The organism is Mycobacterium sp. Root265 (assembly GCF_001428895.1).
GTDB lineage: Bacteria > Actinomycetota > Actinomycetes > Mycobacteriales > Mycobacteriaceae > Mycobacterium.
This window is the reverse complement of the sequence record NZ_LMJA01000002.1, coordinates 361,699-374,961: the sequence shown is the minus strand read 5'-3', so window position 1 is coordinate 374,961 and position 13,263 is coordinate 361,699. Positions and strand designations below refer to the sequence as shown.

The window sequence follows — 13,263 nt, the reverse complement described above, 5'->3', positions numbered from 1 at the left end:
GTCTACGCGAGGCCGCGCTTAACAACTGGGCCGCATGGCACCAATGCGTTTACCTTGCAATCCCTTACGTGCACTATGCGAGCACCTTATGCGAGGCATCGCGGCATTCAGTGTGCCACGCTCAGTGAATGAGCAAGCCACCTCCGCCGCCAGCGCCCCCGCGCTTGGCGGACGAAATCAATCATCTACCAACGCTGTCCACAGAGGCCGCCGTGGATTGGCTTGGTGGTCATGGTGTGACTGTGACCGCCACCTATCTGACGAACGCACGCAGGCGCGGCCAGCTTCAGGCGCACATCGTCTGCGGGCGGGCGTGCTACAGCACGGCCGAGCTGTACCGCTTCATCACCAGCCGGCCCACGAGTACGCGCCGCGGCCCGAGCCCGACCGAGAGGAAGAACCATGTACCCAACGTTGACCAATCACTCACCGCGATCCGCGCATCGGAGGCGGTGGCCGAGTCATTCGACCGTTACCTCGACGCAGCCAACGTCAACCGGCTGTTTGACCCGGACACCAACCCTCAAGGCTTTGAGCGGATCGCCGATGTTGTGCGGCGGGCGCGATTCAGTGACGACACCGCCAGTGAAGCCGTGCCGCAGCTCGTGTTCATGGGCGAGCCGGAGAAGGTGCACGTGCTGCGGGATCTCCGCGAGATCCGCGATGACTGGCGTTGGCTGTGGGGCGTGCGGTGGACAACCGGCCGATGCGACATCGGCGATGCACCCGACTGCCTGAACACGAGCGGCTATGAGCCGCCGATGCGCAACGAGGTAGGGCCGACGGCCTACGTCACGGTGTCCTCGCACCCGCCGGTCACGGTGGCTGTGGAGATCTGCGGTCGCTGCCTTGCCTGGCTACGCGAGGTATCCGAAGGCGGTGAGATCCTCACCGAGATACCCGCCAGCGCCAGGGCCGACGCGGCCGGTGAGAAGTTCGTCGTACGCGTTCGCGCAATCCGCGCAGCGCAAGCCGGTGACGACCAATGAGCCCGAGAAGAATGGCCCCGAACGGGCAGCTCGCGGACCCTGGCGAAACCCGGCGGCGGGATGCCGAGCAGGCCGCCCGGTTGGCCGCGCAGATGATCGACCCGGACAAGGCGTTGCCCGGCCACATCCGCACCCGCGTCGGACAACGGCGGATACCCGAGCAGGAGCCCGCCGCACCGACCCCTGACGCCGCCACTGAGCCACCTGCAGACACCGATGAAGGTGCTGCGGGGAGGGACAGCGTGACAATTCAGGTCAGCAGCACAAGGCGAACACGAGTACGGCGCGGAGCTGGGACGACAGGTTGACCGAATAACCTTCGTCGGGTTATCAAGCGCGACAACGCAATTAACGCCGCTTACGCGAGCCGTGGAACGGCCGACGGGCGTAGATTCATCGCAGGCCCGCAAGCGGCCTAACCGACAGGAACAGGAGACAGGGCGATGGATCAAGTCAGCGAGTGGAGCATTCCCTATCGCGAGGTGGAGATCAGCGAGGCGACGGCGGAGCTGGGTACGCCGATCAGCGAGAACGCGGCTCGGTTCGCAATCCGCCAGCAGCGCATTGCGTTCGTCAAGATCGGGAGAGCCAGGTTCACCAGTCGCTCAGCGCTGATCGAGTACATCGACAGTTGCCGCGTGGAACCCAAACACCAAGAAGCACAAGCCGTATAAACCGCGAAACCCGGCTCACCTGAGACGTTGAGCCGGGTTATCGCTAGTCCTCGATCGCCAGAACGGAACTGATCAGATGATACCCGACACACCCGCCACCAAGCAGGTCAAGCCGCCGTTACGCGACGACCTCGCCGACTACGGCGCGTACGTGGAAGACATTGGTAACGGCGAACTTCTGGTCGAGATCGCCGGAATGGATGCCGACGAGTACCGCAGAGCAGCGTGGGCAATCATGGGCGCCGGCTGGGGTGTCATCGCGGTAGGGCGGATCAACCCGCACAAGCCAGACGACCGCCCCGGCAAGGTGCCATGGGACACGAAGGTCAGCGGATGGACCGGCGTGGACCGACCGCTCGCAGACGTGCTTGAAGATCCCGAACGCATCGCGCGGCGCATCGTCAACGGATCGCCAGAGCGCGGCGTGCTGAACATCGCTCTCCGCATGCCGGTCGGTGTCGCCGGGATCGACGTTGATCAGTACGGCCCGAAGCACGGGCTGACGACGGTGCGCAGCCACGAACAGCTCTACGGCGACCTGCCGCCAACCTGGCGAACGACTGCACGCGACTACGACACCGGCAGCGGTATCCGGTTCTACCGCGTGCCTGCCGATTGGGTCGGGGTCGGTGTGCTGAACGGCGGCGGCGACGTTGAGGTGATCCAACGCCATCACCGCTGCGCCGTGGCACCTGGCGGAGTGCATCACACGGGCGCGACCTATCAGCTCTACGGCCCAGGCGGCGCACCGTTGCCCGTTGAGGCGATGCCACGCCCCGACGAGCTGCCCGAGCTGCCAGCGGCGTGGTGCGCGGCGCTGCGAGATGACAAGCCGAAGCGATCCCGCAGGCGTGGGCAAGCTGTGACCTCCGCTGACGTGACGGCCTTCGCTGATGAGTACACGCTGGACCAGTACCCGAATATCCTGCGCGGCGTCGTCGCGACCGTGCTCGCGACCGGCAAGACCGGCGGCACCCGCAATGCCTGCCTTGACGCGCTGTGGCGAGCCGCGCATGACGCCGTGCGCGGTTACTACCCGTGGACGACGGCCTACGAGGCAATCAGGACCGCAGCCATCGCGGCCTACACAGAGCGCGGCGGCGAGCTGGACGAACACGACTTTGACCGCATGGCCGAAGGTGCGATTGCGGCGGCACTCGATGCCAACGATGACGATCCTTACGCCGACCTCGTGGAGGACTGGGGCGAGGACCGCATGCCCGTAACGGCAGGAGGCGGATGGTTGCGCCCGCGGCCGGCCCAACCCCGAACACCCAGACGCCCCAAGTATGGACGGACCGCCCGATGACTGACCTCTACGACTTCGCCGACGACGACAAGTTCGCGGACTACCTCAACGGCGAACGGATGGCAACACTCGCTCGCGAGATGGTGCGGCAGGAGCGTGCGCAGGCCAGGTGGCACCCGCCGGAGCCCTCTGTGTCACTTGCCGAAGAGCTTGCCGGTGACCTTCCCGAGGTCGATTGGATCGTGAGAGACCTTGCGCCGTCTGGGGTGGTGCAGGTGAACGCTGCAGCGAAGTCGGGCAAGACAACGCTCGCGCTCAACCTTGTGCAATCACTCGTCACCGGCGATCCGTTCCTCGGCCGCTTCGACGTCAACTTCGGAACCCTTGAGCAAGTTGGGTACTTCAATATGGAGCTTGGGAAGCGGCAGATGCTGCAATGGTGCGCAGACCTCAACTTGCCCGAAGACGCAGGCAAGCGGGTGTGGTTCTATCACGCTCGCGAACATGGCTTTGGCGCAATGGATCTCAGCAATCCGCAGGCCGTCGAGTGGATCATCAAATGGCTAGTCGATCATGGGATCACCTATGCGGTATGGGATCCGCTGTCGAAGCTGTTCAACCCTGGCTCATGGGGTGGCGGTGACATCAACGCTGCGTACAACGCGTTCTGGGTGGTGTTGGAAACGATCATGCGCGAGGCGAAGTTGCGAGGCATGTTCATCGCGCATCACACAGGGTTCTCGGAAGAAGCAGGTGACCGCGCCCGTGGTGCGAGCGCGATGATGGACTGCCCCGATGTCAACATCGCTTTCCGGCTCGGCACCGACAGCAACGGCCAGCCAGACCGGCGCGGCCCTAGGCACTTCAAAGCGGTCGGCCGGGACGTAGACGTTGCGGACTTTGAGGTCGGCTACACCGTCGCCACGCGGACACTGTCAGCAACCGGGCGGGCGAATCGCACCGATCTAGAAGCCGAGCGCGAAGCATTGCGAGCCCGCGATGTCGTGGCACGCTGGCAGGCCGATGGCCGGAATCCCAACAAGGGCGAGCTTTTCGGTGAGCTGGGTTGGGAGATGACCGGGCGCGGTCAAGCGAGGTGCCAGAGCTGGTACGCGCGGGCTCAGCACCGCGACTACATCAGGATTCAGAAGATCAGTTCGGCGAAGATCCACACGCTCGGCGACGGCGAACCGGAGGCCGACGAAGATGTCGTCAGACTTTCCGACCGGCGGAAACAAGCCCCGAAACGGAGCCAAAATGCACAGTAAATACGCAGTTCAAGTGCTTGTTTCCGGTGTTTCCGCCCAGAGTTGCGAGATGCGCGATTTTGAAAACGACTGTGCTGCACTTTGTTTCCACACTTTCCGCATGTTTCCCGCACCCGGAAAGTGTTGTTTCCGACCTTTAGGGAGGAAACAACATAGAGAGTTTCCCGAGACCGGAAGGAACCTGTACCGATGAACGACCTATCGACGGATGTACCCGTGGACGACGGCTGGAAGGGCAATGCGGCCACCCGTTGCACCGCGCACCGCAAGAACGGCGACCGCTGCAAGCGCCAAGCCCGCCGAGGCGCGAACGTCTGCGACGCGCACGGTGGCCGCGCCCCGCAGGTGAAACGCCGCGCGCACCAACGACTTGAAGAGAGCGCCGACCGGATGGCGAAGCAATTGCTGGGAATTGCGGACAGCGGCGAGAGCGAGGCCGTTCGGTTGGCCGCGATCAAACACGCCCTGGCGCTCGGCGGCATCACGGAGAAGACGTCAGTCGAGGTGTCCGTCGCTGAGCCCGCGCCGTGGCAGGGCATGCTGGCCGGTATCGCACGGGTGCCGCTGGACGAGAGCCAGCGCCGCCGTGGCCTGATCGAACCGCCCCGCGAGCTGACCGCCGCCGACCCTGCGGAACCAGTAGACGCCGAAGTGGTCCCCGACCCGAATCCGCCGGCCCAACCCGATGGCCCGCTGCGACCGCCACCATGGGCCGGTGTGCCGCAGCCGCCCGCAAGCTCCGGCGGGGAGCTGCTGACGATGGAAGACGCCGCAGCGTTCACCGCTGACCTCCGGCGGCAGCAAGGCCAGCCCCGCCGGGTGCGGTCCGAGCGGTTCAAATGACCGCCGCTTTGCCACCTGTGCGCCCATATGCGCCCAGAGCGGCCCGTCGGCGGGTGAACGGACGGGGCTACCCGTGAGCGCGCAGCCAGGCAAGCCGCAGCCCGCCCAACCAGATGCGGCCCTACTGGGGTACGGCGATGCGGTCACGCCGCTGGCGTGGAACGACCCGCACGTCAGCCAGGTCGGCACCGTGCGCCGAACAGTGCTGCGCGGTGGGGACATCGAGGTCACGGTGCAGTTTGCAGACGGCACCCGCCGTGACTACTGGGAGGACGAGTTGCGCCGAATATGATGCCAGCCCAGCAGTTCCCAGAGCTACCAATGGGATTGGTTGCAGCACAGCTTATTTCAGTAGTCCATCGGTTGAAGCCGCAGGTTGCGGGGCGTACCTTCGGGCATGAGGCGTAAAGCCGAACTGTTCGTTTCCGCCCTATCGAGAGGACCGAGAGCATGGAAAATGCAGGTCAGAAGCACTTCATCGGATTCTGCCGCGTCAGCACGCAGGAGCAGGCCGACAGTCGCAACGGCCTCGAAGCGCAGCGCGCCGCCATCAACGCCGAGGCCGAGCGCCGAGGATGGTCCGTCGAGCACCTGGCCGACGAAGGCGTCAGCGGCAAGAGCATCGGACCGGAGCTGCGAAAAGCGCTGGAGTTGCTCGCGTCTGGTCAAGCTGATGGCTTGATCGTTGCGAAGCTCGACCGAATGTCGCGTTCAATCGTAAACGCCGCCAACATCATCGAATCGGCACAAGCGCAGGGGTGGTCTCTTGTTGTGCTCGACCTCGGCGTCGACCTGACGACAGCGGCGGGCCGCATGGTGGCGATGAACCTTGTCAACTTCGGACAGTACGAGCGCGAGCTTGCCAGCGAGCGCACATCGGCCGCGCTGGCCGCGAAGAAGGCCCGAGGTGAACGCATTGGCCGACCCCGCGAGGCCTCGACGGCGGTCGTCCGCCGGATCATCGCGGACCGTGACGGCGGCATGAGCTTCGACCGCATCGCGAAAGCACTCGCCGCAGAGGGCATCACGACACCTCGCGGCGGCAGCACCTGGCATCCGTCCACGGTGCGCAGGATCTACCAGAGTGCCACGCGCACAACCGAAACGGCGGTTGCCTGATGGCTCACATTGATGCCAATGAGACGAAGCAGCGCCGGAACGGCAAGCCTGTCTTCACGTTCACGGTGCACTGGGACGAGTACCTCCCCGACACAGACGGCGACCTGCAGCGCCACAAACGGCAGGCCACGTTCCGCAACCGCGCCGACGCCGAGACACTGTGCGACGAGCTGAACGCCGCCCGCCACACGGTCGGCGGCACGTCCGGTGTCTCCGACGCGCGCCGGGCGGCAGCGATGCCGTTCTCGCACTACGCGGCGGGCTGGCTGGCTGAGCAGCGCCGCCGCCACGCCGAGGGCACGCTGAAGATTGGGACGCTGAACAACTACACCCGTCTGCTCGACGTGGACATCCTCCCCCGCTTCGGAATGATGCCGGTTGGGCTAATCACGCTCGTGGACTGCGAAGAATTCCGCGCCGACCTGGCTGCGAGACTCAACCCGCGCAGCCTGCGGAACGTGTGGTGGCCCCTGACAGCGGTGCTGCGATATGCGATGCGCGCCAGGGCAATCCAGTCCTCACCCGCCGATGCTGTGGACCGGGCACCCGCTGGCCGCCGGTCACGGGTCAAGTTCAAGCCGCACCCGCTCACACCGACGCAGGTCGCCACGCTGGCCGCGAAGGTGGGGGAAATCAGTCACCCCGCATACGAACTCATGGTGCTGTTCCTGTGCTATACCGGCCTGCGCCGAGGCGAGCTGCAAGCGCTGACCCTGGCGGACCTGACCCTCACGCACACCGCTGACGGTGGGGTGACCGGCAGCATCCGCGTGGAACGCTCCGCCGTGCGCCGTGGCGGCAAGCTCGACATCGGCCTCACGAAGACGGAGAACGAGCGCACGGTGCCGCTGCCACCCTGGCTCGCCGCACGCATGCACACCTACCTGAGCGCCACGCACGGCGACCCGGCGAACCCCGCCGCCCCGCTGTGGCCGAACCGGCTGCAGGGCGGTGCACGCCGCAAAGGTGAGCATGCCGCAGCGCAGCTCGATTGGTCCGAGACGGTGGAGCTGAGCACCTTCGCGCGGCGCACTCTGCGCGATGCCTGCGAGGCGGTCGGTATCCCGGTCGGCACCGCCCGCAAGCTGAACGAGGACGGCACGGTGGCACCGCCTACCAATGGCTTCAGGCTGCACGACACCCGCCACACCTTCGCCGTCATGCTGCTAACCGCCGGGGTGAACATCGTGCAGGTATCGAAGTGGTGCGGTCACGCAAACAAGAACATGACGCTCGCGGTTTACGCGGACTTCCTGCCCGAAGAGGCCCCGGTCAATCCGCTTGGCGAGCCGGTGGCTGCGCCGACGCCGAAAGTTGTTCAGCTGTTTGGGTAGGCGCGTTCAATTGCCGCTGCGCCTCTAGAACGAACCTCTCCCGGACGGCTTCAAAGCCGTCCAGTGCGGCATCAAAGGCAGCTAGTGGCTCCGCCACCAACTCTGCATGAACCTCCTCTTCATGCTCCTTGAGTTCCTCTGGGCTATCTGCACCGACTTCGACCAGATCGAAATAGTCGTCCTTCAGTTGTTTCGCCATACGCGCCTTCGCCGCAGTCACCTCCCCTTGTTTCTTGACGACTGGCTTTGCGGCATCGAGCATCTCTTGACTCAGCTCGCTTAGCCGAGACGCAGCAACGAGCAGCAGATGGTCTCTGCTGTCCGCCAGCAGGCGGACAGCATCACTGAACTTCTCCAGCTGGCCTTCCGGGACCATTGCGCCAGACTCCCTGTCCCTAGCACTCCTCATGACCATGCGGAACTCTGTCGCCGCTGCGACGGCGTCAGAGCACAACGTGAGCAGCCGGTCCCTACGCCACTTCTCAATTTCTCGGTCATCAGCAGCAGCGATCGCAAGCCGGTTAGTTCTATTGCTTTCGCGGTTCGTCTCGTTGCTCTTGCGGATGCCGTACCACGCGACGCCTGACGCAGCGAGAGAGGCCAGGAAGAGCAGTAGCGAACCAAGGAACGGCACCCAGTTCGCGCCGTCAACGCTCACGTCTAGTTCAACCGGCCACGGGTAGGCGCAGTAGTTCAAGTCCCAGCAGTCCACTTACACCATCGTCTCAGTGAACACACACTGTGCGCGGCCGACACACCGCCGGTTCTGGTGTTTGCTCGCCGGTCAGGCCGTCACCGGCCCGCCGGGTTTTTGCCGGGTTCTGTGCCGTCAGTCCGGTATCGCGGCAGCATCCGGGACGACGACAGCAAACAGATCTGACAACGCCGCGAGGCTGGCTGCTTGCAGTGTTGCCGCAGGTACGACCTCGCCACTGATACCGGGCAGCGGCCGGGTCGCGGTGGCACTGGCGACGACCGTCGGCGCGTAACCGAGGCTGAACCCGCCACGCGCAGTGGAGTTGATGCACATGTGCGTCATGAACCCGGCCAGCACCAGGTTGGTGGCGCCGACGGCCTTGAGGCGTTCATCGAGATCGGTCTGCACGAACGAGTTGGGGAACTGCTTGACCACCACCGGCTCGCCGTCGCGCGGGGCCACCGAATCGACGATGGCGCCGACTTCGGCGGTGATGTCGTAGGGCGAGCCCGGCCCACCGTTGTGCTGGATGTGGATGACCGGGATGCCCGCGGTGCGGGCCCGGTCCAGCAGTGTGGCGGTCTCCTCCAGGGCCGCCTGCACGCCGTCGAGTTCCATCACCCCGTAGGTGTAGGTGTTCTGGCAGTCCACCAGCACCAGCGCCGAATCCCGAAGCGCGGGCGGGGTAGCGGGCAGATCGACCAGGTTGCGCAGGGTGGGGCGACTCATGTGGTCAGCCTAGTTGTCCTTGCCGGAACGGCAAGGGTCCCGCACCTCGCCACTCACCTGCGCCACACTGGTGTGGTGCCGACCCGGCGACGCGATACCCCGCCGCCGCGAACCGGCGGCACCGAGGTCGAGACGCTGCGCGGCTTTCTCGACTACCTGCGCACCTCGATGGCGGCGAAGGTCGACGGTGCCCCCGAACCCCAGGTGCGGACCGCGCTCGTGCCGTCCGGCACCAATCTGCTCGGTCTGCTCAGGCACGTCACCTGTGTCGAACGCTGGATTTTCCTCGGGGACAACGTCACCGACTGGCCGGCGACGTTCCACGCCGACCCCGGCGACACCGTGGCCGACGTCGTGAACCGCTATCGGGCGACAGTGCGCCAAGCCAACGATGCCCTCGACCGGTGCACCGACCTGTCCGACCCGGTGCCGGGCAGGGACTCACCCAGCGTCCGCTGGGCGCTCACCCACATGATCGAGGAGACCGGCCGCCACGCCGGTCACGCCGACATCCTGCGCGAGCTGATCGACGGTGCGACGGGGCGGTAGCACCGCGACGCCGAGTATCGGCGCTGGAGGGCGCAGGGCGGTGCGAAATGCAGTACTACCGGCAGTACCACCGCGATCTGGTACCGCCGGTAGTACTGCATTTGAGAAGGTGTTGTTGCCCGGCTGACGGAGTCCGGTGTGGCGTACGCGTCAGTGCGCCTTGGTGACCGCCAGCACCGCGTCCGCCAGTTCCGGCCGGCACACGATGAGGTCGGGCAGTGACACGTTGGACTGGTTGTAGACCAGCCGCGAACCGTCGATGCGCGAGGTGAACAGCCCGGCCGCCCGGGCCACCGCCACCGGGGCCGCCGAATCCCATTCGTACTGACCGCCGGCGTGCACGTAGACATCGGAGATGCCCTGCACCACGGAGGCGACTTTTGCTCCCGCAGAGCCCATTTCGACCAGGGTGCCACCGAGCGCGTCCCGTACCGCGAGCGCGACCGCGGGCGGCCGGGTACGCGACACCACGACGCGCGGGGCGCCGGGGGCGGCCGGAGGTGCGGCGACCGTCGGGGTGGCCAGCGTGACGCCCTGCGCGGGCATTGCGACCGCACCGGCGACCAGTTCGCCACGCTCCCACAGGGCCACATGCACCGCCCAGTCCTCGCGGCCGAGTTCGGAGAACTCGCGGGTGCCGTCGAGCGGGTCGACAATCCACACCCGCTCGGAGTTCAGCCGGACCTTGTCGTCGGCGCCCTCCTCGGAGAGGACCGCGTCACCCGGCCGGTGCTCGGCCAGCGCGGCCATGAGGAAATCGTGGGACCGCTTGTCCCCCGCAGCCTTCCGGTCGGCGGACTCGGCGTCGGCGAACTCGGTGCGCACTCCCAGCAGGAGTTCGCCGGCTTCGGTGGCCAGCCTGCCGGCGAGTTCGTGATCACTGCTCATGCGCGATCCACCTTCGGCTCCTCGCTGGCGCTCATTCCCGACTACCTAACAGGTCGATGACCTGCTGCGCCAGTTCGTCGGCGGACTGCTCCGGCGTCAACCGCAGATCGGGGTTCTTGGGCCGCTGGTAGGGGCTGTCGATACCAGTGAAGTGGGTGATTTCACCACGGCGAGCTTTAGCGTAGAGACCCTTGGGATCGCGGCGTTCGCAGTCCTCCAGCGGGGTGTCGCAGAACACCTCGTAGAAGTCGAATCCCTGCTCGGTGTGCACCGTGCGGGCCAGCTCGCGGTGTGCCTCCAGCGGGCTGATCGCCGGGACGAGCACGATCTGTCCGGAGTCGGCGAGCAGCGTCGCAATATGCGCTAGCCGGCGCAGGTTCTCGGCACGGTCATCCATGGAGAAGCCCAGGTCGGCGTTAAGTCCGTGCCGCAGGTTGTCCCCGTCGAGCACGTAGGCCGGCCGACCGGCGGCCAGCAGCTTCTGCTCGACGAGCATTGCCACCGAGGACTTTCCGGATCCGGACAACCCGGTGAACCACACCGTCGAGCCCTTGGACAGCCGGTCGTTGGCGGTCACCAGATTCTGGTGGCGCACCGCGTTGGGGCTGGCGGCGCGGTTGGCCGCCGGTTCGGTGTCGCGCACCATGCCGGCGGCGACGGTGCCGTTGTTGTCGGGATCGATGAGGATGAACGACCCGGTGGCCGGGTTGCGCGAGTACTCGTCGAGCAGCAGCGGCACCTGGGTGCGCAGGGTGACGCGGCCGAGTTCGTTGAGCTTCAACGCCGTTGCGCTCTTGTCGCGATGCAGGGTGTTGACATCGAGGCGGTAGTCCAGCGCCGTCACCCGCGCCCTGGTGGTGCGGGTGGTGTGCTTGATGATGTAGTCGCGCCCCGGTTCGAGGGCTGCACCATCAGCCATCCAGCACACGGTGGCGTCGAATTCCTTCGTGACATCGGGCTGGTTGTTGGGCCTGGCGATCATGTCGCCCCGCGAGATGTCGATATCGTCGGCGAGGCTGATCGACACCGCCATCGAGGCGAACGCCTCGTCCACCGGACCGGACGGGCCGGCAATGGCGGTGATGCGGGTGGTCTTTCCCGCCGGCAGCACGACGACGTCATCACCGGTGCGCATGACGCCGCCGGCCACGGTGCCCGCATAGCTGCGGTGATCCGCATGCTCGTGGGTCTGCGGGCGGATGACGTACTGCACCGGGAAACGGACGTCGACCAGGTTGCGGTCACCGGCGACGTACACCTCTTCGAGGTGGTTGAGCAGTGCCGGACCCTCGTACCAGGGCGCCACATCGGATTTGGTGACGACGTTGTCGCCGTTGAGCGCCGACAGCGGGATCGTGGTCACGTCGTGGATGTCCAGGCGCGCCGCGAACTCGTGGAAGTCATCGCGGATCTTGTTGAACCGCTCCTCATCCCAGCCGACGAGGTCCATCTTGTTGACGGCCAGCACGATGTGCTGGATGCCCAGCAGCGAGGCCAGGAAGGCGTGCCGGCGCGACTGCTCCAGCAGGCCGTGCCGGGCGTCGACCAGCACGATCACCAGCTGCGCCGTGGAGGCACCGGTCACCATGTTGCGGGTGTACTGCACGTGCCCGGGGGTGTCGGCGATGATGAATTTGCGCTTGGCGGTGGCGAAGTAACGGTAGGCGACATCGATGGTGATGCCCTGCTCGCGCTCGGCGCGCAGGCCGTCGGTCACCAAAGCCAGGTCGGTGTAGTCGTTTCCGCGCTCCTTGGAGGTGCGCTCGACGGCGGCGAGCTGGTCCTCCATGACGGCTTTGGAGTCGAACAGCAGCCGGCCGATCAGCGTCGACTTGCCGTCGTCGACGGAGCCTGCGGTCGCGATGCGAAGAAGTGTTGCCATGTTAGTTTCCTGTCGCTTCGCTAGCCCTGGACATCAGAAGTACCCCTCGCGCTTGCGGTCTTCCATACCTGCTTCGGAGATCCGGTCGTCGGCGCGCGTCGCGCCGCGCTCGGTGAGGCGGGACACCGCGGTTTCGGCGATCACCTCGGAAACACTGCCTGCCAACGACTCCACGCATCCGGTGCAGGTGACGTCGCCGACGGTGCGGAACCGCACGGTCTTCTCGATGACCGGCTCGTCCTTGCGCGGCTGCAGGAACTTGTGCACCGCCAGCAGCATGCCGTCGCGTTCGAACACCTGGCGCTGGTGCGCGTAGTAGATGGACGGCAGCTTGATCTTCTCGGCCCCGATATAGGACCAGATGTCGAACTCGGTCCAGTTCGAGATGGGGAAGGCACGGATGTGCTCGCCCTTGTGGTGGCGACCGTTGTACAGGTTCCACAGTTCGGGGCGCTGCGCCTTGGGATCCCACTGCCCGAACTCGTCGCGGAAGCTGAACACCCGCTCCTTGGCGCGGGCCTTCTCCTCGTCGCGCCGCGCTCCGCCGAACGCGGCGTCGAACTTGTTCTCACGGATCGCACGCAGCAGCGTGAAGGTCTGCATGGGGTTGCGCGACGGGATCGTCTCGACGACCCGGCCGGCGTCGATATCGTCCTGCACCTTGGCGACCACCAGCCGCACACCGGTCTCGGCGACGAGGTCGTCGCGGACCTGGAGCACCTCGTCGAAGTTGTGGCCGGTGTCGACGTGCATCACCGGGAACGGCAGCCGACCGGGCGCGAACGCCTTGACGGCCAGGTGCAGCATGACGATGGAGTCCTTGCCGCCGGAGAACAGCAGCACCGGCTTCTCGAACTCCGCGGCGACCTCGCGGATGATGTGGATCGCCTCGGCCTCCAGCGCGCGCAGGTGGCTGAGCTCGTAGCGGGCGGCGGCCGGGTCGAGATCGGCGGGCGCGGTCATCGCATCTCCATAAAGTTGGTAGATATGACCAGAATTGCAATCATGGTTGGGTATTTAACCGCCGACCCGCGGCGATGTC

14 protein-coding genes are annotated in these 13,263 nt (G+C 65.9%); 9 read left to right on the top strand and 5 right to left on the bottom strand.

Features of this window, described 5'->3' with window-relative positions:
* Positions 1 to 242 precede the first annotated feature (242 nt).
* The 8 genes from ASE48_RS05040 (at position 243) to ASE48_RS05005 (ending at position 7,476) form a co-directional block, all read left to right on the top strand.
* Complete coding sequence (locus tag ASE48_RS05040) at positions 243 to 989, top strand: hypothetical protein (protein ID WP_057165917.1); 747 nt, start codon at positions 243 to 245, stop codon at positions 987 to 989.
* A 443-nt stretch (positions 990 to 1,432) separates the two neighbouring features.
* The gene (locus ASE48_RS05035; RefSeq protein WP_057165916.1) at positions 1,433 to 1,663 is read left to right on the top strand and encodes a hypothetical protein; all 231 of its coding nucleotides are present in this window, start codon (positions 1,433 to 1,435) and stop codon (positions 1,661 to 1,663) included.
* 76 nt (positions 1,664 to 1,739) lie between these two features.
* Complete coding sequence (locus ASE48_RS05030) at positions 1,740 to 2,972, top strand: bifunctional DNA primase/polymerase (RefSeq protein ID WP_057165915.1); 1,233 nt, start codon at positions 1,740 to 1,742, stop codon at positions 2,970 to 2,972.
* On the top strand, positions 2,969 to 4,180 hold the full coding sequence (locus tag ASE48_RS05025; RefSeq protein WP_057165914.1) for an AAA family ATPase: 1,212 nt from the start codon (positions 2,969 to 2,971) through the stop codon (positions 4,178 to 4,180). Before ASE48_RS05030 ends, ASE48_RS05025 begins: the two co-directional genes overlap by 4 nt.
* 189 nt (positions 4,181 to 4,369) lie before the next feature.
* On the top strand, positions 4,370 to 5,023 hold the full coding sequence (locus tag ASE48_RS05020) for a hypothetical protein (RefSeq protein ID WP_156409048.1): 654 nt from the start codon (positions 4,370 to 4,372) through the stop codon (positions 5,021 to 5,023).
* 73 nt (positions 5,024 to 5,096) lie between these two features.
* A complete protein-coding gene (locus tag ASE48_RS05015) occupies positions 5,097 to 5,315 on the top strand; it encodes a hypothetical protein (protein ID WP_057165912.1) in 219 nt (72 codons plus the stop codon).
* A gap of 158 nt (positions 5,316 to 5,473) precedes the next feature.
* Positions 5,474 to 6,142, top strand: coding sequence for a recombinase family protein (locus ASE48_RS05010; RefSeq protein WP_057165911.1), 669 nt, complete (start codon positions 5,474 to 5,476; stop codon positions 6,140 to 6,142).
* Positions 6,142 to 7,476, top strand: a complete 1,335-nt coding sequence (locus ASE48_RS05005) for a tyrosine-type recombinase/integrase (RefSeq protein WP_057165910.1) — start codon at positions 6,142 to 6,144, stop codon at positions 7,474 to 7,476. Before ASE48_RS05010 ends, ASE48_RS05005 begins: the two co-directional genes overlap by 1 nt.
* Here ASE48_RS05005 and ASE48_RS32070 read toward each other — a convergent pair.
* Together ASE48_RS32070 and ASE48_RS05000 are read right to left on the bottom strand one after the other, a co-directional pair.
* On the bottom strand, positions 7,415 to 8,188 hold the full coding sequence (locus ASE48_RS32070; RefSeq protein ID WP_082614011.1) for a hypothetical protein: 774 nt from the start codon (positions 8,186 to 8,188) through the stop codon (positions 7,415 to 7,417). The two genes, ASE48_RS05005 and ASE48_RS32070, sit on opposite strands and share 62 nt — an antisense overlap.
* Positions 8,189 to 8,305: 117 nt before the next feature.
* Positions 8,306 to 8,902: a cysteine hydrolase family protein gene (locus tag ASE48_RS05000; protein ID WP_057165909.1), complete on the bottom strand. Its 597-nt coding sequence runs from the start codon at positions 8,900 to 8,902 to the stop codon at positions 8,306 to 8,308.
* A 75-nt stretch (positions 8,903 to 8,977) separates the two neighbouring features.
* On the opposite strand from ASE48_RS05000, the gene ASE48_RS04995 reads away from it, so the two are divergent.
* Complete coding sequence (locus tag ASE48_RS04995; RefSeq protein ID WP_057166009.1) at positions 8,978 to 9,451, top strand: DinB family protein; 474 nt, start codon at positions 8,978 to 8,980, stop codon at positions 9,449 to 9,451.
* Between the two features lie 150 nt (positions 9,452 to 9,601).
* On the opposite strand, the gene ASE48_RS04990 is transcribed toward ASE48_RS04995, so the two are convergent.
* Genes ASE48_RS04990 through cysD form a run of 3 tightly spaced genes read right to left on the bottom strand, consistent with a single transcriptional unit; the run spans position 9,602 to position 13,184 of the window.
* A complete protein-coding gene (locus ASE48_RS04990; protein ID WP_057165908.1) occupies positions 9,602 to 10,339 on the bottom strand; it encodes a 3'(2'),5'-bisphosphate nucleotidase CysQ in 738 nt (245 codons plus the stop codon).
* A gap of 31 nt (positions 10,340 to 10,370) precedes the next feature.
* Positions 10,371 to 12,221 (bottom strand): sulfate adenylyltransferase subunit CysN, encoded by a 1,851-nt coding sequence (gene cysN, locus ASE48_RS04985; RefSeq protein ID WP_057165907.1) that lies wholly within the window; start codon positions 12,219 to 12,221, stop codon positions 10,371 to 10,373.
* A gap of 33 nt (positions 12,222 to 12,254) precedes the next feature.
* On the bottom strand, positions 12,255 to 13,184 hold the full coding sequence (cysD, locus tag ASE48_RS04980) for a sulfate adenylyltransferase subunit CysD (RefSeq protein ID WP_057165906.1): 930 nt from the start codon (positions 13,182 to 13,184) through the stop codon (positions 12,255 to 12,257).
* Positions 13,185 to 13,263: the final 79 nt, after the last annotated feature.